Source organism: Kineococcus sp. NPDC059986, assembly GCF_040702905.1.
Lineage (GTDB): Bacteria > Actinomycetota > Actinomycetes > Actinomycetales > Kineococcaceae > Kineococcus.
In genome coordinates this window covers 89,291-113,357 of record NZ_JBFBND010000008.1, presented here as the reverse complement: position 1 = coordinate 113,357, position 24,067 = coordinate 89,291, and the positions used below count along the sequence as shown (strand labels likewise).

21 protein-coding genes are annotated in these 24,067 nt (G+C 73.9%); 10 read left to right on the top strand and 11 right to left on the bottom strand.

Annotation, left to right across the window (positions count from 1 at the left end):
• Positions 1 to 75: 75 nt before the first annotated feature.
• The 5 genes from yajC (at position 76) to AB0637_RS08490 (ending at position 6,609) form a co-directional block, all read left to right on the top strand.
• Entirely contained in the window at positions 76 to 465 is a 390-nt protein-coding gene (gene yajC / locus AB0637_RS08510; protein WP_366171297.1) for a preprotein translocase subunit YajC, read from the top strand.
• Between the two features lie 100 nt (positions 466 to 565).
• A complete protein-coding gene (gene secD, locus AB0637_RS08505) occupies positions 566 to 2,509 on the top strand; it encodes a protein translocase subunit SecD (protein ID WP_366171295.1) in 1,944 nt (647 codons plus the stop codon).
• On the top strand, positions 2,509 to 3,504 hold the full coding sequence (gene secF, locus AB0637_RS08500) for a protein translocase subunit SecF (protein WP_366171293.1): 996 nt from the start codon (positions 2,509 to 2,511) through the stop codon (positions 3,502 to 3,504). Before secD ends, secF begins: the two co-directional genes overlap by 1 nt.
• A 2-nt stretch (positions 3,505 to 3,506) precedes the next feature.
• Positions 3,507 to 4,058 carry an adenine phosphoribosyltransferase gene (locus tag AB0637_RS08495; protein ID WP_366171358.1) on the top strand — a complete coding sequence of 184 codons (552 nt, stop codon included), beginning with the start codon at positions 3,507 to 3,509 and terminating at the stop codon, positions 4,056 to 4,058.
• Positions 4,059 to 4,362: 304 nt separating this feature from the next.
• Positions 4,363 to 6,609 (top strand): bifunctional (p)ppGpp synthetase/guanosine-3',5'-bis(diphosphate) 3'-pyrophosphohydrolase, encoded by a 2,247-nt coding sequence (locus AB0637_RS08490; protein WP_366171356.1) that lies wholly within the window; start codon positions 4,363 to 4,365, stop codon positions 6,607 to 6,609.
• On the opposite strand, the gene AB0637_RS08485 is transcribed toward AB0637_RS08490, so the two are convergent.
• Positions 6,581 to 7,207: a hypothetical protein gene (locus AB0637_RS08485; protein ID WP_366171291.1), complete on the bottom strand. Its 627-nt coding sequence runs from the start codon at positions 7,205 to 7,207 to the stop codon at positions 6,581 to 6,583. The two genes, AB0637_RS08490 and AB0637_RS08485, sit on opposite strands and share 29 nt — an antisense overlap.
• Before the next feature lie 86 nt (positions 7,208 to 7,293).
• Entirely contained in the window at positions 7,294 to 9,015 is a 1,722-nt protein-coding gene (locus AB0637_RS08480) for a DUF349 domain-containing protein (protein ID WP_366171289.1), read from the bottom strand.
• Positions 9,016 to 9,105: 90 nt separating this feature from the next.
• Between AB0637_RS08480 and AB0637_RS08475 the strand changes: the two genes are divergently transcribed.
• Entirely contained in the window at positions 9,106 to 9,780 is a 675-nt protein-coding gene (locus AB0637_RS08475) for an MBL fold metallo-hydrolase (protein WP_366171287.1), read from the top strand.
• Between the two features lie 12 nt (positions 9,781 to 9,792).
• Here AB0637_RS08475 and AB0637_RS08470 read toward each other — a convergent pair whose 3' ends face one another.
• Positions 9,793 to 10,467 (bottom strand): pentapeptide repeat-containing protein, encoded by a 675-nt coding sequence (locus tag AB0637_RS08470; protein ID WP_366171285.1) that lies wholly within the window; start codon positions 10,465 to 10,467, stop codon positions 9,793 to 9,795.
• 69 nt (positions 10,468 to 10,536) lie between these two features.
• Entirely contained in the window at positions 10,537 to 11,208 is a 672-nt protein-coding gene (locus AB0637_RS08465) for a hypothetical protein (protein ID WP_366171283.1), read from the bottom strand.
• A gap of 226 nt (positions 11,209 to 11,434) precedes the next feature.
• On the opposite strand from AB0637_RS08465, the gene AB0637_RS08460 reads away from it, so the two are divergent.
• Positions 11,435 to 12,169 (top strand): GNAT family N-acetyltransferase, encoded by a 735-nt coding sequence (locus AB0637_RS08460; RefSeq protein WP_366171281.1) that lies wholly within the window; start codon positions 11,435 to 11,437, stop codon positions 12,167 to 12,169.
• Between the two features lie 18 nt (positions 12,170 to 12,187).
• Here AB0637_RS08460 and AB0637_RS08455 read toward each other — a convergent pair whose 3' ends face one another.
• Genes AB0637_RS08455 through AB0637_RS08440 form a run of 4 tightly spaced genes read right to left on the bottom strand, consistent with a single transcriptional unit; the run spans position 12,188 to position 17,281 of the window.
• Positions 12,188 to 13,507, bottom strand: a complete 1,320-nt coding sequence (locus AB0637_RS08455) for an MFS transporter (protein ID WP_366171279.1) — start codon at positions 13,505 to 13,507, stop codon at positions 12,188 to 12,190.
• Positions 13,480 to 14,961 carry an aldehyde dehydrogenase family protein gene (locus tag AB0637_RS08450; protein ID WP_366171277.1) on the bottom strand — a complete coding sequence of 494 codons (1,482 nt, stop codon included), beginning with the start codon at positions 14,959 to 14,961 and terminating at the stop codon, positions 13,480 to 13,482. The genes AB0637_RS08455 and AB0637_RS08450 overlap by 28 nt, the downstream gene beginning before the upstream one ends.
• The gene (locus tag AB0637_RS08445) at positions 14,958 to 15,854 is read right to left on the bottom strand and encodes an SDR family oxidoreductase (RefSeq protein ID WP_366171355.1); all 897 of its coding nucleotides are present in this window, start codon (positions 15,852 to 15,854) and stop codon (positions 14,958 to 14,960) included. Before AB0637_RS08445 ends, AB0637_RS08450 begins: the two co-directional genes overlap by 4 nt.
• Before the next feature lie 20 nt (positions 15,855 to 15,874).
• Positions 15,875 to 17,281, bottom strand: a complete 1,407-nt coding sequence (locus tag AB0637_RS08440) for an NAD(P)-binding domain-containing protein (protein WP_366171275.1) — start codon at positions 17,279 to 17,281, stop codon at positions 15,875 to 15,877.
• A 147-nt stretch (positions 17,282 to 17,428) separates the two neighbouring features.
• Between AB0637_RS08440 and AB0637_RS08435 the strand changes: the two genes are divergently transcribed.
• A complete protein-coding gene (locus AB0637_RS08435; protein WP_366171273.1) occupies positions 17,429 to 18,088 on the top strand; it encodes a helix-turn-helix domain-containing protein in 660 nt (219 codons plus the stop codon).
• On the opposite strand, the gene AB0637_RS08430 is transcribed toward AB0637_RS08435, so the two are convergent.
• Positions 18,071 to 19,768, bottom strand: a complete 1,698-nt coding sequence (locus AB0637_RS08430) for a DUF4091 domain-containing protein (protein ID WP_366171271.1) — start codon at positions 19,766 to 19,768, stop codon at positions 18,071 to 18,073. The genes AB0637_RS08435 and AB0637_RS08430 overlap by 18 nt on opposite strands.
• A 113-nt stretch (positions 19,769 to 19,881) precedes the next feature.
• Between AB0637_RS08430 and AB0637_RS08425 the strand changes: the two genes are divergently transcribed.
• Complete coding sequence (locus AB0637_RS08425; RefSeq protein ID WP_366171270.1) at positions 19,882 to 20,349, top strand: MarR family transcriptional regulator; 468 nt, start codon at positions 19,882 to 19,884, stop codon at positions 20,347 to 20,349.
• A gap of 49 nt (positions 20,350 to 20,398) precedes the next feature.
• Here AB0637_RS08425 and AB0637_RS08420 read toward each other — a convergent pair whose 3' ends face one another.
• Complete coding sequence (locus AB0637_RS08420) at positions 20,399 to 20,533, bottom strand: hypothetical protein (RefSeq protein WP_366171268.1); 135 nt, start codon at positions 20,531 to 20,533, stop codon at positions 20,399 to 20,401.
• Between the two features lie 181 nt (positions 20,534 to 20,714).
• Between AB0637_RS08420 and AB0637_RS08415 the strand changes: the two genes are divergently transcribed.
• Positions 20,715 to 21,101: a PH domain-containing protein gene (locus AB0637_RS08415; RefSeq protein WP_366171266.1), complete on the top strand. Its 387-nt coding sequence runs from the start codon at positions 20,715 to 20,717 to the stop codon at positions 21,099 to 21,101.
• A 225-nt stretch (positions 21,102 to 21,326) separates the two neighbouring features.
• Here AB0637_RS08415 and AB0637_RS08410 read toward each other — a convergent pair whose 3' ends face one another.
• Complete coding sequence (locus tag AB0637_RS08410) at positions 21,327 to 23,825, bottom strand: EAL domain-containing protein (protein ID WP_366171264.1); 2,499 nt, start codon at positions 23,823 to 23,825, stop codon at positions 21,327 to 21,329.
• Positions 23,826 to 24,067 lie beyond the last annotated feature (242 nt).

Below are 24,067 nucleotides of genomic sequence, written 5' to 3'. Positions count from 1 at the left end.
GGTCGGCCGTGTCGGCACGAGGCCGACGCTGGCACCGGTGAGTCGTCGATCCCACCGGTGCGGAGAGGGATTGTCGTGGGTGGTAGCAGCAGCTCCTTGTTCTTCCTGCTGATCATGGCTGCCCTGCTGGTGTTCATGTTCAGCCGGACGCGCAAGCAGCAGAAGGCGCAGCAGCAGATGCAGAGCAACATCGGCCCGGGGGCCGAGGTCATGACGACCTCGGGCATGTTCGGGACGGTGGTCGAGCGCACCGACGAGCACGTCGTCATCGAGATCGCGCCGGGCCTGCTCACCCGGTGGACGCCGCGTGCCGTGGCGCGCGTGGTCACCCCCGTCGCCCCCGTCGAGGAGGCTCCGCTGAGCGAGGCCGACCGCGCTCCCGACTCGCTCGAGGGCCTCGACCTCACCAAGCGGGACGGGGACACGCCCGGCGACGGGACCGCGGGCGGTCCCCCGCGCGCATAGCGACTACTGGTATGACAGCAGTCGTCCACGAGCAGTGACAAGCTTGCGCTGACCGGGTGGCAATCCCGCCACCCGGCTGGCGCCTGTCCCGAGGTGTTGAGTGTCCAACGACCGGCCCACCGGCCCCCCACGCGTGCGCCGCGGCGCACCGATCCGTCGACCCCACCCCGGCCGCACGCTGGTGGCCCTGGTGCTCGTCGTCGTCGCCGTCTTCGCGGCGGTGGGGGCCGGTTCGATCTGGAGCTCGGCGAAGTGGTCGCCCGGGCTGGCGCTCGACCTCGAGGGCGGGACGCAGGTCGTCCTGACGCCGCGGTCCACCTCCGGCGAGGCCGTGCCGGCCGACCAGGTCCAGCGGGCCGCCGAGATCATCCGGCAGCGCGTCGACGCGACGGGTCTGTCCGAGACCGAGGTGCAGGTCCAGGGCGGGCAGAACATCTCCGTCTCGATCCCGGGTGAGGCGACGCGTCAGCAGCTCGACCTCATCTCCCAGTCCGCGCAGCTGCGGATGCGCGTCGTGCTCTACGCCGAGGCCGTGCAGCCCGCCGCCGCGCCCACGCCGACGCCGAGCGCGACCCCGTCGGGCGAGGCGACGCCCAGCGGCACCCCCAGCGGGACCGCCACCACGCCCGCCCCGACGACTCCCGCCCCGACCCAGAGCGCGGACGGTGCGGCCGCGCCCGCCGCCCTGCAGGCCGCGACGACCGCGCCCGCCGAGCCCTCCGCGGCGGCGACCACGCCGCCCACGCTCGCCGAGATCGCCACCCCAACGCCGACGCCGGGTCCGGGGCAGCCCACCGGGACGCCCACGGCCTCGCCCACCGACGCGAGCGACCAGGCGTGGCTGTCGATCCCCGACCTCCAGCAGCGCTTCCTCGCGCTCGACTGCTCCGACCCCGCCCAGCGGCAGGGCGGCATCGTCGACGACCCGACCAAGCCGCTCGTCACGTGCGACCAGGACGGCACGTACAAGTACGTCCTCGGCCCGGCCGAGCTCGAGGGCACCGACCTCGTCAGCGCCACCGCGGCCCAGGCGACGAACAACCAGGGCTTCACCACCGGCGCGTGGGTCGTCCGGATCAAGTTCGACTCCGCCGGCGCCGAGCGGTTCTCCGCCCTGACGACCCGCATCTCGACGCTCGAGCCGCCCCGCAACCAGTTCGCGGCCGTGCTCGACGGCCTCGTCGTCACCGCTCCGACCGTGAGCCAGCGCTTCGGCGCCGACGTCGACATCGAGGGCAACTTCACCCAGGCCTCCGCGGACGCGCTCGCCCAGCAGCTGCAGTTCGGAGCGCTGCCGGTGTCGTTCACCGTGCAGACGCTGGACCAGGTGTCCGCGACGCTCGGCTCGGACCAGCTGCGCAACGGCCTCATCGCCGGCGTCGTCGGTCTCGTCCTCGTCGTGGCGTACATGCTCGTCCAGTACCGGGCCCTGGGCCTCGTGACGATCGCCAGCCTCGTCCTGTCCGGTGCGCTGACCTACGGCGTCATCCTGCTGCTCAGCTGGCTGCAGGGCTTCCGCCTCAGCCTCGCCGGGGTGGCCGGGCTCATCGTGGCCATCGGCGTCACGGCCGACTCGTTCATCCTGTTCTTCGAACGCGTCCGGGACGAGATCCGCGACGGGCGGATCCTGTCCTCGGCGGTCGAGGCCGGTTGGCGCCGCGCCCGGCGCACGATCATCGTCTCCGACGCCGTCAGCCTGCTGTCGGCCGTCGTGCTCTACATCCTCGCGGTGGGCAACGTCCGCGGGTTCGCGTACACCCTGGGCATCACGACGATCATCGACCTCGTCATCGTCGTGCTGTTCACGCACCCGGTGGTGGCCGTGCTGGCGAAGACGAAGTTCTTCGGCGGCGGGCACAAGCTGTCCGGGTTCGACCCCGAGCACCTCGGCTCGGTCGTGGCCCGGCACGCCCTGCACCGCGGGGAGCACCGGCCGACGGTCGCCGAACTGCGACGCGCCGAACGTGAGAAGGCCCGCAGCGGCGGGGGAGCGGGCGAGAACTCCCGCGAGGACCGCGACGACGCGAACGGGGACGAGTCCTGATGGGCATGGCACAACTGGGCAACCGGCTCTACACCGGTGAGTCCTCCTTCGACTTCGTCGGCCGCAGGAAGCTGTGGTTCCTCATCGCCGCAGCCCTCGTGCTCATCTCCGCGGTGCTGCTGTGGAAGCCGGGTCTGACCTTCGGCATCGAGTTCGAGGGGGGCTCGGAGTTCCGGGTCACGGGTTCGGCCAACCAGGACGCCGCCCGCGAGGCGGTCCAGGCCGTGGTCCCGGGCACGGAGCCGACGGTCACGAGCGTGGGGCAGAACGGTGTCCGTGTGCAGACCGAGACGCTGACGAGCGGGCAGCTCGACAGCATCCGCGGCGAGCTCGCCCAGCGGCTGCGCGTCTCCGAGTCGAACGTGACGACCTCCACCGTCGGCCCGAGCTGGGGGGCGGACGTCACGAACAAGGCCCTGACGGGTCTGGTCGTGTTCCTCGTCCTCGTCTCGATCGTCATGACGCTGTACTTCCGGGCCTGGACGATGGCACTGGCCTCGCTCGTGGCGCTGTTCCACGACCTCCTCATCACGGCCGGCGTCTACGCGGCCGTCGGGTTCGAGGTCACGCCCGCGTCCGTCATCGGGTTCCTCACGATCCTCGGGTACTCCCTCTACGACACCGTCGTGGTCTTCGACAAGGTGCGGGAGAACACGACGGAGGCGTTCCTCAAGCGGGACCGGAGCTTCGCCGACGCGGCCAACCTCGCCATCAACCAGACGGTCGTCCGGTCGGTGAACACGACGGTCGTCGCGCTGCTGCCCGTCGCGGCGATCCTCTTCATCGGGGACCTGCTGCTGGGGGCCGGGACCCTGCGCGACATCAGCCTCGCGCTGTTCGTCGGGATGCTCGTGGGGGCGTACTCCTCGATCTTTGTCGCCACGCCGCTGCTGGTCGTCCTGCGTCAGCGGGAGGCGCGCGTGAAGACGCTGGACTCCGAGGTGGCCGCCGGTCCCGCGCCCGCCACGGCGCAGGCCCAGGAGTCGCAGGCGTGACCCTGGCGCTGGACGACCGGACGGCGGAGTTCGCGGCGGACCTGGTCCTCAAGGGGTTCCGCGACGTCCCCGACTTCCCCGAACCGGGCGTGGTGTTCAAGGACCTCACCCCGTTGCTGGCCGACCCGTCGGCCTTCGGGGCGCTCACACGGGTCCTCGCCGACCTCGCGCTGGCCGCGGGGGCGGACGCCGTCGCCGGCATCGAGGCGCGCGGGTTCATGCTCGCGGCGCCCGCCGCCGAACGCGCCGGCGTCGGCTTCTGGCCCGTGCGCAAGGCCGGCAAGCTGCCGCCGCCGGTGCTGCGCCGCGACTACGACCTCGAGTACGGCAGCGCCTCGCTGGAACTGGCCGCCTCGGCCGTCCGGCCCGGTGCCAAGGTCCTCGTGGTCGACGACGTCCTGGCCACGGGCGGGACGGCGCGCGCGGCCTGCGAGCTCCTGGAGGAGGCCGGGGCCGAGGTGGTGGGGCTCGTCGTGCTCCTGGAGCTCGCCTTCCTCGGCGGCCGCGCCGGTCTGGGCGGGCGTCCCGTCGTCGCGCTGCGCACCCAGGACTGACCGAGTGCGGTGAGGTGGCGCACGGTCGGTCCGCTCTCAACCTAGACTGGCTGTCCGGACGAAGACGGAGGACGCCATGGCAGACGGCACGGACACCCACGCCAGCAGCGCCCCGGCCACGCCCGACGAAGCTCCCGACACGGCGCGCGACGCGGCCTCCGCGGCGGCGCCGGCCGCTCAGGGAGCCGTGGTCCCGGTCCCGGCGGCCGAGCCCGGGCAGCGCCCGGCCGGCGCCGTGCGCCCGAACGGCCCGGAGCGCCGCCGCGGCCAGGAGACCTACACCGGTCCGGTGACCGCCGGGCGCATGCTGTCCCGGCTGGCCCGCTTCGGGCAGCAGCGCCAGAGCACCGTGTCCCCGGTCCTGGAACCCCTGCTGCGCACCGTCCGCTCCACGCACCCCAAGGCCGACCTGTCGGTCGTGGAGAAGGCCTTCGACCGCGCCGAGCGCGCCCACGACGGCCAGCGGCGCAAGAGCGGTGACCCGTACATCACGCACCCCGTCGCGGTGGCGACCATCCTGGCCGAGCTGGGGATGACGCCGTCCACGCTGGCGGCCGCGCTGCTGCACGACACGGTGGAGGACACCGACTACACGCTCGCCTCCCTGCGCGCGGAGTTCGGCGACGAGATCGCGCTCCTCGTCGACGGGGTGACCAAGCTCGACAAGGTCACGTACGGCGACGCGGCGCAGGCCGAGACGGTCCGCAAGATGGTCGTCGCGATGGCCAAGGACATCCGGGTCCTCGTCATCAAGCTGGCCGACCGGCTGCACAACGCGCGCACGTGGCGCTACGTCTCGGCGTCCTCGGCGGAGAAGAAGGCCCGCGAGACGCTCGAGATCTACGCCCCGCTGGCGCACCGCCTCGGGATGAACACCATCAAGTGGGAGCTGGAGGACCTGTCGTTCGCGACGGTCTACCCCAAGGTGTTCGACGAGATCGTGCGGCTCGTGGCCGACCGGGCCCCGGCGCGCGAGGAGTACCTGCAGGGCGTGCGCGCCCAGATCGAGGACGACCTCAAGGACGCGCGGGTCAAGGCGACCGTCACCGGCCGGCCGAAGCACTACTACTCGATCTACCAGAAGATGATCGTGCGGGGCCGCGACTTCGCCGAGATCTACGACCTCGTCGGGATCCGCGTCCTGGTGGACTCCGTCCGCGACTGCTACGCCGTCCTCGGTGCGCTGCACGCGCGCTGGAACCCGGTCCCCGGCCGGTTCAAGGACTACATCGCGATGCCCAAGTTCAACATGTACCAGTCGTTGCACACGACGGTCATCGGGCCCGAGGGCAAACCCGTCGAGATCCAGATCCGGACGTACACGATGCACCAGCGCGCCGAGTACGGCGTTGCGGCGCACTGGAAGTACAAGGACGACCCGAACGCGGTGGCGGCGGGGACGCGCCCGCAGACGGAGATGGACTGGCTGAAGTCCGTCATCGACTGGCAGCGCGAGTCGGCGACCGGGGACTTCCTCGACGACCTGCGCTGGGAGATCGGCGCCAACCAGGTCTTCGTCTTCACCCCCAAGGGCGACGTGCAGCAGCTGCCCGCCGGGTCGACGCCCGTGGACTTCGCCTACGCCGTGCACACCGAGGTCGGGCACCGCACGATGGGCGCCCGCGTCAACGGCCGGCTCGTCCCGCTGGACTCCACGCTCGACAACGGCGACCTCGTCGAGGTGTTCACCTCCAAGGCCGACGGCGCCGCGCCCAGCCGCGACTGGCTCACGTTCGTCAAGAGCCCGCGGGCGCGCAACAAGATCAAGCAGCACTTCTCCAAGGAACGCCGCGAGGAGGCGATCGAGGAGGGCAAGGACGAGATCGCGCGCGCCATGCGCAAGCAGCACCTGCCGCTGCAGCGCCTGCTCTCGCACGACTCCCTGCTCGTCGTCGCCCGCGAGCTGAACCACCCCGACGTCTCCGCGCTCTACGCGGCCGTGGGGGAGCGGCACGTCTCGGCCCAGCACGTCGTCGAGAAGCTCATCGCGGCCGTCGGCGGGGAGGCCGCCGTCGAGGAGGATCTCGCGGAGGCGACCACCCCCGGACGCAACCGTCCCAGCCGCAGCAGCGGCGAGGCCGGCGTCGTCGTGGCCGGCGCCGAGGACGTGTGGGTCAAGCTCGCCAAGTGCTGCACCCCGGTGCCGAACGACCCGATCGTCGGGTTTGTCACCCGCGGCGCGGGCGTCTCCGTCCACCGGGGCGACTGCGAGAACGTCGCGACCCTCCAGCAGGAGCCCGAGCGGATCGTCGACGTCGAGTGGGCCTCGGCCATGCCGACGGGTCAGACGCGGCTGTTCCTCGTGCAGATCCAGGTGGAGGCCCTCGACCGGGCACGGTTGCTCTCGGACGTCACGCGGGTCCTGTCGGACAACCACGTGAACATCCTGTCGGCCACGGTCAGCACGAGCCGGGACCGGGTCGCGCTGTCGAAGTTCTCCTTCGAGATGGCCGAGCCGAGCCACCTCAACCAGGTGCTCGGGGCCGTCCGCAAGGTCGACGGGGTGTTCGACGCCTACCGCGTCATGGCCTCGCGGCCGCAGAAGGGCTGACCCGCCGCGGGCTCGCGCTGCGCGGCAACGACAACGCGCGCCGGGCGACCCGCACGCCGGCGCGGCCGCGGGCGGCGTCGCTGGCCCCTGCGACCGCGTCCGCGTCGAGGAGTCCCGCCGCGGTGAGGGCCGAGCCCCACCGGGCCGCGCGGTGCGGGTGCGTGGTCGCCGCCTCCAGGAGGGCCCTGGCCGGACAGCTGACCCGCAGCGGCCCGACGAGCGCGACGTCGAACGCCGCCGGCCGGACGCGGCTCGGCACGACGACGATCCCGCCGCCCGGTTCCGGGCTCCGGCGCCCGGCGACGTGGACCTCGCGTGGCGTCGGGACGGGGGAGCCGAGGTGCACCCACACCGCCGCAGCGCCGAGCACGACGACGTCCCCCGGGACGAGCAGCGCCAGGGCGCGGCCCCGCAGCCCGGCCGCGTCGACCCCGTCGACGGTGACGTCGGCCGCGACGATGACGTCCCCCACCACCCGCTGCACCAGCCCGGCGCGCAGCTCGGCGTCCCAGGTCTCGGCCGGACCGGGTCGCCACGGGTCGCCGGGGTCGGCGGGGGTGCCGCGGGTGAGGACGCCGTCGAGCCAGGGGGTGCGCACGCGTTCAGCCCACCAGCCCTGCCCCGGACGCGGAAGACCCCCGCCCACGACTGTGGACGGGGGTCCCGGACCGGGCGGACCCTGGGTCAGCGCACCTCGCGGAGCGTGGCCTGCGCGGCGTCGAGCCACGCGCGACGAGCCCGGAGGGCCTCCTCGGCGCGGGAGAGGGCACGGGCGTCACCGGACGCACGAGCCTTCTCGACGTCGGCCTCGAGGTCGCGGATCGCGTTCTCGAGCTGGCTGGCCAGCCCACCCGCCCGGGCTTGCGCCTCGGGGTTGGTGCGCGACCAGCGCGCCTGCTCGGCGTCGCGGATCGCCGTCTCGACGGCGCGCAGGCGGCCCTCGATGCGGCCGAGGTCGCCGCGGGGCACCTTCCCGGCCGCGTCCCACCGGTCCTGGATGCCCGCGAGCGCCCTCTTGGTCGCCGCGAGGTCCTTGATGGGCAGGAGCGCCTCGGCCTCGACGAGCAGCTGCTCCTTGACGACGAGGTTGTCCTTGAACTCCTCGTCGACGGCCTCGTTGGCGGCGGTCCGGGCGGCGAAGAAGACGTCCTGGGCGGCGCGGAAGCGGTCCCACAGCGCGTCGTCGTCCTTGCGTCCGAGCCGGCCGGCGGTCTTCCACCGGTCCATCAGGGCGCGGTAGGCGTTGGTCGTGCCGCGCCAGTCCGTGGAGGTGGACAGCGCCTCGGCCTCCTCGACGAGCTTCTCCTTGTCGGAGCGGATCGAGTTCCGCTGCTCACCGAGGGCCGCGAAGTGGTGGCGCCGCATCTTGTCGAAGGCGCTGCGCGCGTGGCTGAACCGCTTCCACAGCTCGTCCTCGGAGCGCTTGTCGAGGCGCCCCTCGCGCTGGGCGGTCTTCCACTCCTCGAACAGCGTCCGCAGTCGCTCGCCGGAGGCGCGCCACTGGACCTTCTCCGGGTCCTGCCCGGCGATGCCCTCGGCCTCCTCCACGACGGCCAGCCGCGCCGCGCGCAGCTCCTCGCGGTGCGCCGCTCGGGCCCGGTCGGCGGCGGCGCGGGCCTCGTCGGCGACGGTGGCCAGGGCTTCCACCCGCGCGGCCAGCGCGTCGAGGTCGCCCACGGCGCGCGTCTCGGCCAGCGCGGTGCGCAGGCCCGAGACCCCCGCGACGATGTCCTTGCCGCCGAGTTCGGTGCTGCGCAGGCGCTGGTCGAAGAGGTCGACCTGGGCCACGAGCTCCTCGTACTTGCGCACGAAGTAGGCGACGGCCTCCTCGGGGGTGGCGTCCGGGTAGGCGCCGACCTCGTGCTCGCCGTCGGCGCGTCGCACCCAGACCGTGCCGTTCTCGTCGACGCGACCGAACGCGGCGGCGGCCTCGCGGTCCACCGCGGTCAGGTGCCCGACCTCGGGCGGGCCCGCGTCGGGGGCGACGGCGACCGGGGTCACGGACGCGGCCGGCGGCTGCACCGGGCGCGGGGTGGGACGGACCGCGGCGGGCGTCGGGCGCGGTGCCGGGGTGGGAGCCGGCGCAGGAGCCTCCGTCGACGGTGCCTCCTGGACGGGCGCCTCCTCGGCGGGGGCCTCCTCGGTGGGGACCTCTCCGACCGGTTCCACAGGGGCTTCCGCAGCGGGCTCCGCGGCGGTCTCCTCAGCCTGCTCCGGCGCCTGCTCCGGCGCCTGCTCCGGCGCCTGCTCCGGCGCCTGCTCCGGCGCCTGCTCGGCGGCCGGTTCGGGGGCCACCGCGGCGTCGTGCGCGGGGGCCTCACCCGTCGCGGCGGGGGTGCTGTCGGGGGTCTGGGGGGTGTCCGCCACGTCCTGGGGGGACGCCGGCTCCTGGGGCTGCTCGGTCACCTGCCTCATTCTAGGTCCCCGACCCCCCGAACGGCGCGGGCCGTGACCGCGAGCCGTGCCGTCGTCGCTGCCGGTCACTACGCTGACCCCGTGATCGTCGACCGCATCGAGGCGAGCGTCTTCGGGACCAACTGCTACGTGCTCGCCCCGCAGGAGGGCGCCGAGTGCGTCGTCGTCGACCCGGGGGTGGGCGTGGAGGACCGGCTCGCGGACGTCCTGCGCCGGCGCCGCCTCAAACCGGTGGCCGTCCTGCTGACCCACGGTCACGTCGACCACACGTGGTCGGTCACCCCGGTCTGCGGCGCCCACGGCGTCGCCGCGACGATCCACGCCGACGACGCGTACCGGCTGCACGACCCGGTGCCGCACCTCGGGGGGCCGTTGCGTGCGGCCCTGGAGGCGACCACCGGTCCCGTCCGGTGGCGCGACCCCGACGACGTCGTCACCGTCCAGGACGCGGAGCGCTGGTCGGGAGCCGGGTTGGAGCTGACGGTGGCGCACGCCCCCGGCCACACCGAGGGGTCGGTGCTCTTCGCCGTCCAGCGCCCCGGCGCCGCCGACCTGGTCCTGTCCGGAGACGTCCTGTTCGCGGGTTCCATCGGCCGCACCGACCTGCCCGGGGGTGACCCGGTCGCCATGCGCCGCAGCCTCCTCGAGAAGGTGCTGACCCTCCCCGACGACGTCGACGTCCTGCCCGGGCACGGGCCGGCGACGACGGTCGGGCACGAGCGCGCGACGAACCCGCACCTCGTCGGGCTGCGCTGAGGAGACCGGTCCTCAGTCGCGGACGCGGACGCCGAGGTGCTCGGCGAACAACGGGCCGAGCTGCAGCAGCTGGCCCGAGCTGACGACGGCGCCGCGCAGGTCGCCGACACCGTCGAGGCCCTCGGTCAGTTCGCTGCCGCTGAGGTCCACGGCCTGCAGTCGCGCACCGGTCACGTCGAGGTGACCGATGCGGCAGTCCACGAACCGCACGCGCACGAGCCGGGCCGCGCCGAGGTCCAGGTCGCGCAGGTCCACGCCGTCGAAGGTGACGTCGACGAGCTCGGTGGCGCGCAGGTTGGCGAAGTCCACGCGTCCGCCCTGCACGAGGACGCGGTTCCACGAGGCGCCGGACAGGTCCAGCGCGCCGACACGGCAGCCCTGCACGATCGTGTCCCGCCAGGTCCCGTTGCGCCACAGGGCTTCCGTCGCGCCGAGGCCGGCCACCCGGCAGTCGACGAGGCGGGCGCCCGCCAGGCGGAACCCGTCGGCGCGGGTGGAGCGCACGACGCAGCCGAGCAGCCGGCTGTCGTGGGCGTCCACCCCCGTCAGGTCGAGGTCGGCGGGGAAGAGCTCACCGTCGTGGTCCCCGCCCGCCCGGGGCGGTGCGTCCTGGCGCACCAGCGCGTCCTCGTCGGCGGGCAGGTCGGGGACGGGCAGGGCGGGGAGGGCCTCACGCGACGTCGGCACGGCCGCAGCCTCGCACAGGGGTCCGCTGGGCCCCTCCGGGCCTCAGCAGGGATCAGGGCCCCCCGGGCCTCAGCGGACCGCGACGTCCTCCGCGACGAAGCCGAGGACGCGGACGCGCCCGTCGGCGGCGGCGAGGACACGGCCGCGGGCCACGACGACGCCCTGCCGCGGTGGGGCGACCCGGAACCGCACGTCGTAGGGCTGTCCCGTGGTGGCCGAGGAGCGCAGGGCCGCGGACACCAGTGCGCGGTCCTCGACGTGCACGCTGCGCTGCAACCACTCCGGCAGGGACGCGTGTCCGGGCTGCTGCCCGAGGCCGTGGAGCACGCCGCTGCGCGCGTCCCAGGCGACGGTGTCCTCGGCGACGTCGTACTCCCACGCGCCGGTCGCCTCGCTCGGCAGTGCCGCCTCGCCGGCGGCGCGCAGGTCCACGACGCGTCCGGCGCCGGGCAGCACGCCCGCGACCCGCGCCCGCAGCGCAGGCGGCACGAGGTTCAGGGTCGCGACGGAGCGGACGTCGGCGAGCAGTCGGGCGAGGGCCTCGTAGCCGAGTCCGTCGGCCTGCACGACGAGCCGGTCGTCGGCGCCGTGCTGGTCGTCCACCGCGACGGCGTCCACGAGCACGGTCAGGACGGGGTCGGGGGCGTCGGGGAGCTCGTCGCCCCACAGCGTCTCGAGCGCGTCGCGCACCCGTTCGGCCCGGCGCCGGAGGTGGTGCTCCCGGCTCACTGCGTCCGCCACCACCGACCCCCTTCGCCGGCGCCCGTGCTGGACGCCCTGACCGCGGTCGCGTCCGCAGTCCGCGTGGGCGGTGTGGGAGCGCTCCCAGCAGTGAACCGTGGCCCACGTGCTGTGACAACTCCAGCGCCGCAGCGGACCCCGCCGGTCGGGTGACGCGATCTGGTCACTTGACCAAATTGCGCGCTAGGCTCGTGCCAGCAGCCCCACCGAACCCCAGGGAGTCCCCGTGACCCAGCCGCCGACGGTCCCCACCGCCACCCTCAGCGAGACCCCCACCGAGACACACGCCGAGACCCCCGTCGAGACACACGCCGAGACCCCCGTCGAGACGACGACCGGTGGCGCTCCGACGGCGGTTGTCGTCCGCCCCGCGACCCCGGCGGACCTGCCGGCCGTCAGCGCCGTCCTCGCCACGGCCTTCGCCGCCGACCCGGTGATGGCGACGTTCGTCACCGGCGCGGGGGACCGCCGCCCCCGCCTCGAGGGGTTCTTCCGGGCCGTCCTGCTCGCCGGGCCCGCGCGGCACGGGGCCGTCGACGTCGCCGTCGCCCCCGACGGCCGGGTCCTGGGCGCCGCGGCGTGGGAGGCCCCCGGTGGCGCCGGGCACCTGCTGGCCCAGGCCCGCCGGCTCCCGCTGTTCCTCGCCAGCCTGGGCCTGCGCGGGATCCGGCGCGCCCTGCGCAACCAGTCCGTCCTGGCCGGTCACCGGCCGCGACCCGCCCACTGGTACCTCACCGCCATCGGGGTCGGCGACGGCGCTCGCGGGCTCGGGGTCGGGTCGCGGCTGCTCCGCGCGCGGCTGGCCGAGCTCGACGCGCGGGGCGACGCCGCCTACCTCGAGGCGTCGACCCCGCGCAGCCGGGCGCTGTACGAGACGTTCGGGTTCCGGCACCTCGCCGCCATCGGCGGACTGGGCGCCGGGGTCACGCCCTCGTCGATGTGGCGGCCCGCGAGCGCCTGACGCCCCGTGCCGGACGGGTCACGACGAGGTGACCCGTTCGGTGGGCCGCTCGGTGGGGAGGGCGGTGACGAGGACCCCGGCGAGCGCGACGACCGCGGCCGCCACGACGTAGAGCGGGGTGAAGCCGCCCGTCGCGGTCACCACGAGCGCGGCGGCGAGCGGTCCGAGGTTCTGCGGCAGCTGCGCCGCGATGCTCAGCGAGGCGACGGCGGCGGCCGGGCGACGTGTGCGTCCCGCGACGGCCGCGACGACGGCCTGGTCGACGGCCATGAAGCTGCCCCAGCCCACCCCGAGCACCACCGCGGCGAGGAGGACCACCGTGCGGTCCGGCACGGCCGCGAGCAGCAGCGCCGCCCCGGCCTGCAGGACGGTCGAGGCCACGAGGAAGCGCCGTCGGGCCCGCAGCCGGTCCGACAGCGGCCCGCAGACGGCCGCCGTCACGACGCTCGCGACGACGTAGACCAGGACGACCTGGACGAGGAAGGCCTCCGCGTCGGGCATCCCGAGGCGGTACGTGAAGAAGAAGAGCAGCAGCGTCGTGCCGAGCGCGTTGCCCAGCACGAGCATCCCGCGCACCCCGATCCCGGCCAGCAGGTGCCGTCCGGAGTGGTGGTGCGTCCCGTCCACCACCAGCGCGCCGGGGAACGCCGGCGGCACCTCCGGGGCTGCGAGGGGGCGCGGCGGGCGGGCCACGGCGTAGGGCACGCAGCTCGCGACGACCGCGCCCGCGAGCAGCCACCCGCCGGCGGCGAGGTCGTCACCCGTCGAGGCGGCCAGCGCCGTCCCCAGGACGATGCCGACGGCGTTGGCGGCCGCCACGCCGGTGGACACGGCACCGCGCTGCTCGGGCGGCACGCGCCGGGTCACGGCCACCGTCAGGACGGTCCCCGCCGTGCACAACCCCAGCAGGGCCAGGCTCCACGCGACGGCCGCGCCGACCAGCGAGGTCTGCCCGCCGAGCAGGACGAGCCCCCCGGCGCACAGCGCCACCGCACCGGCGTACCAGCCGCGGTGGCGGGCCCCGGTCGAGGTGCGGTCCAGCGCCCGCCCCACCAGCGGCAGGGCGAGCGCGGAGACCACGCCCCCGGCCCCGGCCACGAGGCCGAAGTCGCGCACGACCCCCAGCCAGTCGCGGCCGGAGTCCAGGCGCGCGGTGAGCCCGGGCAGCAGGACCTGCAGCGGCGCGAACTGCGCGACCCACAGACCCAGCCACGCCAGGACGAGGGCGCCGGACCACCGCTTCCAGGGTTCCCCGGCACCCCCCGTGGACCCGTCCGCCGGTGCGGCGGACGGGTCCACGGGGACGACGCTCAGCGCGCGCCGGGGGAGACGTGCCACCAGAGCGCCTTCCGCCGCGTCCACAGGTCGAAGGCTTCCAGCGACTTCTCGGGGGACCCGAAACCGGACTGCTTGAACCCGCCGAACCGCGTGGTGATGTCGCCCTCGCTGTAGGAGTTCACCGACACCACGCCGGCGTCCAGGGCGCGGGCCACCCGCAGCGCCCGGTCGCCGTCACGGGTCCACAGCGAGGCGGCCAGCCCGTAGCGGGTGTCGTTCGCCCGCTGCACCGCCTCGGTCTCGCTGCAGAACGTCGAGACGGTGACGACGGGGCCGAACACCTCCTCCTGCTCGACCTCGGCGTCGGCCGGCAGCCCGGCCAGGACCGTCGGCGGGTAGAAGAACCCGGGACCGGGCAGCGGCCGGCCGCCGGTGTGCACGACGGCCCCGGCCGCCCGGGCCCGGTCCACGAGCCCGGTGACGCGGTCGCGGGCCGCGGCGCTGACGAGCGGTCCGATCTGCGTGGCCGGGTCGGCCGGGTCGCCCACGACGAGCGCGGCCGCCCGTTCGACCAGGCCGTCGAGCAACTGCTCGGCGACGTCGGCCTGCACGAGGACGCGTGAACCCGCCGTGCAGTTCTGGCCGGCGGACAGGAACGCCGCCTCGGCGACGGCGTCCAGCAGCCGCTCCACCTCCGCCGGGCCGGCGCCGTCGAGGGCGTCGGCGAACACGACCTGCGGGCTCTTGCCGCCCATCTCCAGGGCGACCCGCTTGAGGTTGCTGTCGGTGGCGGCGTGCAGGACCGCGCGACCCGAGGCCGTCGAGCCCGTGAAGGACAGGGCGTCCACGCCCGGGTGCGCCGCGAGGGCGGCGCCCGTGACGGCCCCGGTCCCGGTGAGGACCGTGAGGACCCCCGCGGGCAGCCCCGCCTGCTGCGCGAGCTCGGCCAGCCGCAGCGCCGAGGCCGGGGTGGCGTCGGCGGGTTTGAGCAGCAGGCTGTTCCCGGCCGCCAGGGCCGGGCCCACCTTCCACGCGGTCATCGCCAGCGGGTAGTTCCACGGCAGCACGGCCGCGCCGACCCCGACGGGTTCCAGCAGGGTCATCGACAGCGCGTGCGCCGTCCCGCCCACGGGGCCGCCGGTCACCGTGGAGGCGAGCTTGTCGGCCGCGTCGGCGAACCACCGCAGCGACTCCACCGCCCCCGGCAGGTCGTTCTCGCGCACCTCGGTGACGGCCCGGCCCGACTGCCGCGAGTCCAGGCCCGCGAGCTCGTCGGCGGCGGCCTCGACGAGGTCGGCGAGCCGGCGCAGGACGGCGGCCCGTTCCCGGACGGGCCGCTGGGACCAGGTCCCCGCGGTGAACACCGCGCGGGCCCGCGCGACCGCCGCGTCCACGTCCCGGGCGTCGTGGATCCGGCTGTGGCCGACGACCTCCCCGGTCGCGGGGTCGACCAGCGGCAGCTCCCTCGTCGTGTCCTGAGTCGCGTCCTGAGTCGTGGTGCCCGACGCGGTCACGGGGCGAGCTCCAGTCGCCCGTCGACGCGGACGACGTCCCCGCGCTGCAGGAGTTCCTCGAGGTACTCCTGCATGCCCCGTTCGCCCTTGCCGCGGAAGAAGACCATGAGCGCCGGCAGCAGGTTCGGGAACACCGTCGCGGCCCGCACGAGACGTGCCTCGCGCGGTTTGGGGTAGGCCTCCAGACGCGGCCGGTCCAGGAGGCTGAACACGGCGTCGACGACGTCGGCCGTCGTCTGCGGGGGGGTCTGGAACTGCAGCGTGTTCCCGCCGTCGATCGCCTCCTGCCGCAGCATGCGGGTGTCGGTGGCCGAGGGCAGGACCGAGGACACCGCGATGTCGGGGGCGAGGTCGAGGGCGATCGACATCATGGCGCCCCGCAGCCCGAACTTGGAGGCGCAGTAGACCGGCGTCTCGGCCTGCGGCATGAGCGCCGCGAGCGAAACGGTCGTGATGATCCGCGGGTCCGGGGACCGGCGCAGCAGCGGGATGACGGCCCGCGTCACGTACAGCGGGGAGGTCAGGTTGACCGTGATCTCCTGGTCGATCGACGCCATCGACCGGGTGGCGAACCGTTCCGAACTCGTCATGGCGGCGTTGTTCACGAGGACGTCGACGACGGCGTAGGTGCTGCCGATGTCGTCGGCGACCTCGCTGACCTGCGCCGGGTCCGTGAGGTCGGTGACGAAGGCCTGGTGCCGGGCGCCGCCCCGCACCGGGAGGGTCGCCGCGACCGCTCGGGCGCGCGGGGCGTCGCGGTCCACGACGGCGATGCTGGCCCCGGCGCGAGCCAGCCGGTCGGCCAGCGCGCTGCCGATGCCACCGGCGCCACCCGTGATGACGACGACCTTGCCGGCCGGGTCGAAACCCCGCCCGCGGACGAGGTCGCGCAGGGCGTGGGTGAACTGCCCGATCACGACGCGGTCCCGGTGAGGACGCGCGCACCGGTCGGGGCGCCGGTGAGGCTGCGCCGGGTCCCCGTCTGCAGGTGCCAGCCGAACTTCCGGCCGACCTTGGCGCGGTAGGCCGTCAGGGCGTCGGCGTCGACGTAGCCCCGGTGGCGCGGGGAGCCGTCGAACCGGATGCCACCGGACAGGTCCGGACGGTCGCTGCGCAGGAACTGCAGGAACTCCGCGTACCGCCCGGGGTTCGTGCGCTTGTCGAGGAGGTGACTGGCGATCATCTGCGCGAACGCGTCGAAGTGCTTGAACGCGCCGGAGTTCGTCTCGGTGAACCCGATGCCGTACAGACCCTCGTGCTCGCGGGAGAACGCGGTCAGGTAGAGGTCGGGGTGCTGCTCGTCGCCGAAGTAGCGCTGCGCGTAGGGGACCCGGTGGCGGTAGCCCGTCGCGGCGATGATCGTGTCGACCTCGGCGGTGCGCCCGTCGGTGAACGTCACCGTGCGGCCCTCGACGGCCTGGATGCCCGGGCGGGGTTCGACGTCGCCGTGCTGCAGGGCCAGGAACAGGTTGCTGTTGAGGACGGGGTGCGTCTCGAAGAGCTTGTGGTCGGGGTCCTGCAGGCCCCAGCGGCTCGGCTTGCCGTGCAGCAGCGTCAGGGCGCGACCGAAGAGGAACTGCTGCACGCGCATCGGCAGGTGCGGGCCGCCGGAGGCGAAGACGTCCGAGGGGCGGCCGAGGACGTGCTTGGGGATGAACCAGTAGCCGCGGCGCATGCTGATGAGGACGCGGTCTGCGGTGCGGGCGGAGTCCACGGCGATGTCGCAGGCGCTGTTGCCGCCGCCGATGACGAGGACGCGCTGACCGCGCAGGTCGTCGGCGTTGCGGTAGGTGTTGCTGTGCACGAACGTCCCGGTGAACTCCCCGGGCAGTTCGGGCATGGCCGGGAACCACTGGGCCCCCGTGCAGCAGATGACACCCGCGTAGCGGCGCCGGCGGCCGTCGGCGGTGCTGACGAGCCATCGGCCGCTCGGTTCCTTCGCCACGTCGGTGACGGTGACACCGGTCTCGATGCGGTCGGTGAGGTCGTAGGCGTCGGCGAAGTCGCGCAGGAAACCCAGCACCTGCCGGTGGTTGGGGTAGTCGGGGAACTCGTCGGGCATGGGGAAGCCCTCGAAGCCCGACGTCGTCTTGCTCGAGATGAAGTGCGCCGCCTCGTACATCGGGGAACCGGGTGCGTCGATGTCCCAGATGCCGCCGACGCCGTGGCGTTCGACGTGGTCGTAGGGCAGGTCCCGGGCGCGCAGGGCCCGTGCTGCGGCCAGGCCGGCGGGGCCGGCGCCGACGACGAGGACGGCGTCGCCGCGGTCCTCGACCTGCTCGGTCGGGCGGGGGGTGAGGGGCGTGACGTTTCCGGACACGGAGACCTCCAGGTGTGGGGGTGTCTGACGGCGGGTCGAGCGGTTGCCTGCGTCCCACGATGTGGCCACGAGAGCTTCTGGTCAAGTGTCTTGGTCGATTGACCAGAAAATGTCCACACGACCCCCGCCGTGTGCGACGATCGCGCCATGGCACCGCCCCGAGCCCGCAGGAACCCCGGCGCGAAGCGGGACGAGCTGATCGCCGCCGCGGCCCGCGTCATGAGCCGTGAGGGCGTGGCCGCCACCACGACCCGGCGCATCGCCGAGGAGGCCGCCGTCCCGCTGGGGACCGTGCACTACTGGTTCGCCACCAAGGACGAGCTCGTCCGGGAGGTGGCGGCCGCCCACCTGGCGCAGGTGCAGGCCGCCGGCCACGACGTCGAGGTCGCCCCCGTCGGCACCGACGGTCAGGGCGGGGCGGCCGAGGAGGCGCTCGCCCGGCTGCGCGCGGCGCTCGCGGCGGAGGAGTCCCTCGACACCGGCCGCCGGTTGTCGTTGTACGAGCTGACGACCTGGGCGCTGCGGACCGAGGGTCAGGCCGGGACGGCGCGGGACCAGTACCGGGCCATGCGCGAGGCCGCGCGGTCCCTGTGCGAACCGTGGGTGCGGGCGCACGGTCCGCAGGCCCTCGCCGACGCCGGTCTCGACGACGGTCGTCTCGACGCCCTGTCCGCGCTCGTCGTCGCGTTCTTCGACGGCCTGGCGCTCAGCGAGCTCGCCGACCCCGAGGGAACTCCCGGCGACGCCGTCCTGGAACTGTTCAGCGACATGGTCGGCGCGTGGATCGCGTCACGACCGGGCGCGTGAGGCCCCCGCGTCCACCTCGTCGAGGACGGCGTCCACCGCGGGCCGGCTGCGCAGCCAGTCCTCCGGGCGTCGTCCCGCGCACTCCAGGGCGTGGACCCGGTTCTCAGCGCCCGGGGTCGCCGTCAGGTCCCGACCGGTGAGGTCGCGCACCAGCTGCAGCGCCCGGTGGTCGTCGACACCCTGCGCGAAGGCGCGGTGCCGCAAGGACTCGACCGGTTTCCCGTCGCGTCCGGGGTAGACGAGGAACGGGTCGCCGGCCGGGAAGGCGTGTCCGGCGCTGGCGTCCTGCCAGGGGTCGACGCGCCCCCGGGAGAGCCGGCTGTTCCAGAAGTTGAACCCCCAGTGCAGGAACCCCCGGGCGCCGACGGCGAACAGCTGTTCGCCGATCGCGCGGGTGCGCCAGCTGGGCATCGCCACGAAGCGGTTGGACACGCCGCGGTCCTGGACGTTGCAGTGGTAGACCCAGAACTCGTCGCCGGCGGCGGCGAACGGTGCCGCCGCGTCGGCCGCGACGACGGGCACGTCGACGGCGCCGCTGGTGAGGAACGACCGGTCGCTCAGCGCGTCGATGACGGTCTCCTCGCGCAGCAGGTCCCCGACCACCGCCCGCGCGGCCTGGTAGCCGGCCAGCTCGTCGTGGCCCGGTTCGTCGCTGACGTGCCACACCGTGCGGACGGTCGGCCAGCGGGTGGCCAGGTGGGCCCGCAGGCGTGGCAGCAGCGCCTGCAGGAACTCGCGGTAGGAGGGGTCCGTCGCCGGCACGTGCCAGCCGAACGCCTCCCGGCGCCCGTCGGGTCCGTCGACCCGGATCGACGGGGTCGCCGCGGCTCCCCACTGGGTGAACAGGTGCGGCACCTCCAGCAGGTCGAAACCCTGTCGGAGGGCCATCGCCACCCACTGGTCCAGGCGGTCGAAGCCGAACGTCCAGCCCGAGGCGTCGCGACGCACGTCGAGGAGTTGGGTGGTGGTCCGCCGCCCGCCGACCTCGGTGTCCAGCGGCGGGGTCCACACGGGGGTGAGCAGGCAGTTCCCCCCGGCCCGGCGCAGGGACGGCAGGTAGGCCTCCAGCAGCCGCCAGTGCCGTTCGGTGAAGGGGGCGGCGTCGTAGTGGTCGGCCAGGCAGTCGGCGTGCAGCCACTGGGCGATGGTGATGTCGACCGGCGGCAACGTCCACGGGTGCAGCCGCAGGGCCACCGCCTCCTCGTGCAGGAGGCGACCGTCCTGCGCGTGCACCCGCACCGTCACGTCCCGGCGCGGGGGAGAGGCCGGGTCGTCCACGACGACGTCGACCCACCACGCCGACCAGGCGCCGAGGACGGACGAACTCAGCTCGCCGTCCACCGTCGGGTGCAGCGGGTCGGGGAACAGGCCGGGCGCCTTGCGCAGGAACACCTCGTCGGAGTCCTCGAAGGCGGGGACGAGCACCGGCAGCAGTCCCACCCGGAACACCTCGGCGCGGGCCCCCGGTCCGGGGTCCACGTCCAGGCGCAGCCGCGGCAGGTCGCTGAGGTCCCGCACCGCCGGCGGGCGCCAGGCCAGCTGGAAGGACACCGTCTCTCCGGTGAAGGCCCGCAACGGCTCGGCGCCGGCACGTGGGGGCGCCTGGTCGGGGAACACCTTCTCCAGCGAGCTGACCAGCCTGAACGTGAAACCCCGGGCGCCGGTGTCGTGGACGTTCACGGGTCGAGCTTCCCGGACACCGCCCGGGGGGTCGCGTCCGGGGCCGGCGGCGTGTTCCGGAAACTCCGTCAACTTCCTTGACAGTCCAGATGCATGACGGACATCCTGGGGACATGACCACTGCACCGCACGACGACTGGTGGCGGACCGTCTCGACCTCCGCCCTGCTGAGGGCCGGGTTCCGCAGCTACGGCGACGTCGTCCGTTCCGCGCTGGCCGCGGCCGGCTTCGACGACCTGCCCCGCAACGGCGCGTACGTCCTCGGCGCCACCGCCAAGGGTTCGCTCACGATCCAGCAGTTGCCGTCGGCGCTCGGGGTGACCAAGCAGGCCTTCAGCCAACTGGTCGACGCCCTCGTGCTGCGCGGGTACGTCGAACGGGCACCGGACCCGCAGGACCGGCGTCGCGTGCTCCTCACGCTGACCGACCGGGGAGCGCAGGTCGCCGACCTCGTCGAGACGTGCGGCCGCCGCACCGACGCCGCCCTCGTCGAGGTCGTCGGTGGACAGGAGGCGCTCGACACCGCCCGGCGTGTCCTGGGGGCGATGACGACGCTCCCCGCCGACCTGGCCACGACCTGACCGACCGGGTTCGCGCCACGACGACGTGCCGGTGCGACGTCACCACCGATCACGACTGCCCGCTCGGAGTGGGCCGGAGCCGGGTGCGCAGCGCCAGGGTGGGGCGTGTGAGCACGAGCAGGTCCACCTCGCTGTCCGGGCCGCGGAACGCGCCGACCCGGGCCGGGCCCCACCGTCGGTACACGGCGACTGCGTCCGTGGCGCTCTGGTGGACCCCCGATGAACACCTGGTCCTCGACGCGGTCACGGAGGACCTCGTACAGGCACGTGCGGGCGATGCCCTGCCCGCGAGACGTCTTGCGAACGGCGAGCTCGTGCACGGCGGGACGGCCCCGCGCTCCCCGTGGCTGGGTGAGGTTGGCTGCATGCTGCTGCGCCCGGTGCCCTCCTCCCTGCGGGCCGGGACGGTGTTCGTGGTGGTGGGGGTGGTCGTGGTCGTCGCGGTCGGGCTCCTCATCGCCGTCAGCGGTCGCTGGCAGGTCTCACCGATGGCGCTGCTGGGGGTGGGCCACGTCGTGCGCGGGGTGCTGCTGCGCCGGGCCAGGGTGGTGCTCCTGCACGACGGCCTGGTCGTGAACACCGGTGGTGTGCGGGACCGGCACCTGGCGTGGGCGGACGTCGCGCAGGTGGTGGTGGATCCCCCCGGTGGTCCGCGCCTGCTGCGGGTGCGTCTGCGCGAGGGTGGTGAGGTGCGCCTGCCGGAGCTGAGCGAGGACGACCGGGCGCGCGTGCTGGCGGCCGGGGCCCGCTGACCCGACGCACTGCCGACGTCCCGGCCGGCGCGACGACCGGGCCGTCACCGGGGGCGTGCAGGAACGCTGCACCCATCGCCCGCCGTGCCCGCGTCCGAGGTCCGGTCCTCGGCGTGTCGGCCGATGGGTGCAGCGTTCCTGGACGCCTAGCACCGCTCGGAGCACCCCGAACCGGACGTCCTCGACGTCACGACCTCGTCGTGGCCGCCACGTCTGCTCCACCCGTCACGACGGGACGATCGTGGAGAACTGACCGCCCGGGAGTTCTGCCACCAGAGTGCAGAACTCGTCGATCGGCAGGGCCGGGCTCCACAGGTAGCCCTGCGCCGCATCGCATCCCAGGCGCGTCAGCAGGGTGCACTGCTCCAGGGTCTCGACCCCTTCGGCGATGGTCTCCAGGCCGATCGCGTGGGCCAGTTCCACCACGGACCGCACGATGGCCAGGTCCTGGGGGTTCTCGGCGATGCCGCGGATGAAGCTGCGGTCGATCTTCACGTGCTGAGCGGGGAAGAGGCGGAGGTAGGTCAGGGACGAGTGCCCGGTGCCGAAGTCGTCGATGGCGATGTCCGATCCCAGCGCGCGGATGGCGTTCAGGACCCGCCGGGAGTGCGCGAGGTCGCGGATCACGACGGTCTCGGTGACCTCCACCATGAGGTTGCGGTACGTCATCGCCGGACCGGCGTCGCGGATGGCCGCGTCGATCGTCTGCTCCACCGCGGAGTCGGCGATGTCGTGCGCCGAGAGGTTGACGGCGATGTGCGCGTCGGCGGGCAGGACGCCTGCCGAGAGCAGCCGGGCGCCGTCGTGGCAGCCGCGCGCGAGCGCCCACTGGTCGATCGCGGTGATGAGGCCGGTGTCCTCGGCCAAGGGGATGAAGACGTTGGGCGGGACCATGCCCCGCTCGTGGTGGGCCCAGCGGATGAGGGCTTCGACGCCTGTCACCGTTCCGGTGCGCAGGTCGACGACGGGCTGGTAGTGCAGAGCGAGGGCGCCGGCGGCCAGGGCGTCCTGGAGGTCACCCGCCAGCGCGAGCTTGCCCTGTGCGCGTTCGTCCAGGCTGTCGTCGAAGAGCTGCACGCGTCCGCGGCCCCGCGCCTTGGCCTCGTACATCGCCACGTCGGCCTGCCGCAGGAGGTCGCCGCTGCGGTTCGGCGCCGACACCGCCACGCCCACCGAGGCGGACACGTACGCCCGACGCCCGACGACCTCGAACGGCTCGGACAGCACGGTGAGCACGTCGCGGGCGAGGGTGAGCGCCTGCTCGATGCCGGTATCGGTGCACAGGACCACGTACTCGTCGCCCCCGAAGCGTGCGACGGTGTCACCGGAGCGCGCCAGGTGCGACAGCCGGTGCGCCACCTGGACGAGCAGCAGGTCGCCGGCGTGGTGCCCCGAGGCGTCGTTCACCATCTTGAACTGGTCGAGGTCGATGAACAGCACCGCCACGGCGTGCTCGAGCGCCGTCCCCTCCTGCGGGGTGTGGTCGAGCCGCTGGAGGCGCTCCAGCAGCAGCGCGCGGTTCGGCAGCCCCGTCAGCGGGTCGTGCTGTGCCTGGTGCTCGAGCCGTCGCTGGAACCGGCGTCGCTCGCTGACGTCGCGACCGATGGTCGAGACGGCGACCACCCGCCCCTGGGAGTCGAGCACGGGGGAGATGGTCAAGGCGACGTCGACGGTGGACCCGTCCGGTCGTGCCGCCGTCATCTCCAACGACAGGACGACCCCGTCGCTGGCGACGGCGGAGATGAGGCCCTGGACCTCCTCGACGCGGTCCGCGGGCACCAGGTCGGTGATCGGGCGGCCGGTGGCGCCCTCGGTGGAGTAGCCGTAGAGCTCGGCGGCGGCCCGGTTCCACCCCGTGACCACGCCGTCGACGGTCAAGGACGTCACTGCGTCGGCCGTGGACTCGACGAGCTGGCGGTAGCGCTCGGCGCTCTGAGCGATGACGTGGCTCTGCCGCTCCAGCTCCTCCACGAGGTCGGTGCGCGGCGCGAAGAACAGTTCCTGCAGCCGCAGCGGGACCTCGCGGTAGGCGGCCAGGTCGCGCCGGAAGACGAGCAGGTACAGCAGGAGTGGCCCGCTGAACGCCGTGGCGATCACGAGCTTGGACTTCAGGCCCGCACTGATCGCCGGCGAGGGGTCCGGTGAGGTCGGCGCTGCGAGCAGCGGGAACAGGACGCCGTCGAGGCACAGCACCGCGATGTAGAAGGCGACGCAGGCGAGAGCGAGCGTGAGGCCGCTGCGCACGTGCGTCTTCAAGGCCTCGAACGTCATGAGCAGCAGGACCAGCTCGGCGATGATGAGCACGCCGCCGAGGGCGACGACGAGCAGGGACACGTCGAAGACGTCGGGTGAGGTGTCGAAGCGGTTGATGACGACGGGGTTGCGCAGTGCGGTCGAGGTGACCGCCAGGACCCCCACCTTGAACACGTTGACCGCGATGACGACCTTGATGATGTTGCGCACCACGTTGCTGTCGCGGGCCGTGACGACCGCGAGCAGGCTGGCGAGCACCAGCGCCCCGTACAGGATGCTGCCGGCCGAGACGATCAGGCCGTCGGCGAGCGGGAGGGCGTAGATCGAGCCCATGAAGCCCCCGAAGCCGAGCACCACGGCGATGAAGACGTAGGACAGCAGGAGGCGCTGGGGCTTGCGGAAGAGCGTGAAGGCGAAGGGGAACGCGGAGTACAGCAGGATCTGCGCGACGAAGAGCGACCAGGGACCCACCACCCGCCTCCTTCACCGTGTGTGATCAACCGTCACGACAGCGTAGGGGTCCTTCACGCTCGAGGTCGCTGGAAGCTGAACCTGGGTGTCGCTGGTCGCACGAGTCGTCGTGGTCCACGCGTCGCCGGCCCGGGTGGCCGGCCACCCGCGCAGGGCGGGTGATCGCGTCGTTGTCCCACCGCGCCGGCCACCGCGGTCCTACGGTGATCACCGGACGCAGCGCCGCTGCGCGGGCGGGAGGT

Bases quoted from the DNA above. Each gene is read 5' to 3' on its own strand.
- secF (WP_366171293.1), top strand. From the start codon at position 2,509: ATGGGCATGGCACAACTGGGCAACCGGCTCTACACCGGTGAGTCCTCC.
- AB0637_RS08490 (WP_366171356.1), top strand. From the start codon at position 4,363: ATGCTGTCCCGGCTGGCCCGCTTCGGGCAGCAGCGCCAGAGCACCGTG.
- AB0637_RS08435 (WP_366171273.1), top strand. From the start codon at position 17,429: ATGGCACCGCCCCGAGCCCGCAGGAACCCCGGCGCGAAGCGGGACGAG.
- AB0637_RS08425 (WP_366171270.1), top strand. From the start codon at position 19,882: ATGACCACTGCACCGCACGACGACTGGTGGCGGACCGTCTCGACCTCC.
- AB0637_RS08415 (WP_366171266.1), top strand. From the start codon at position 20,715: ATGCTGCTGCGCCCGGTGCCCTCCTCCCTGCGGGCCGGGACGGTGTTC.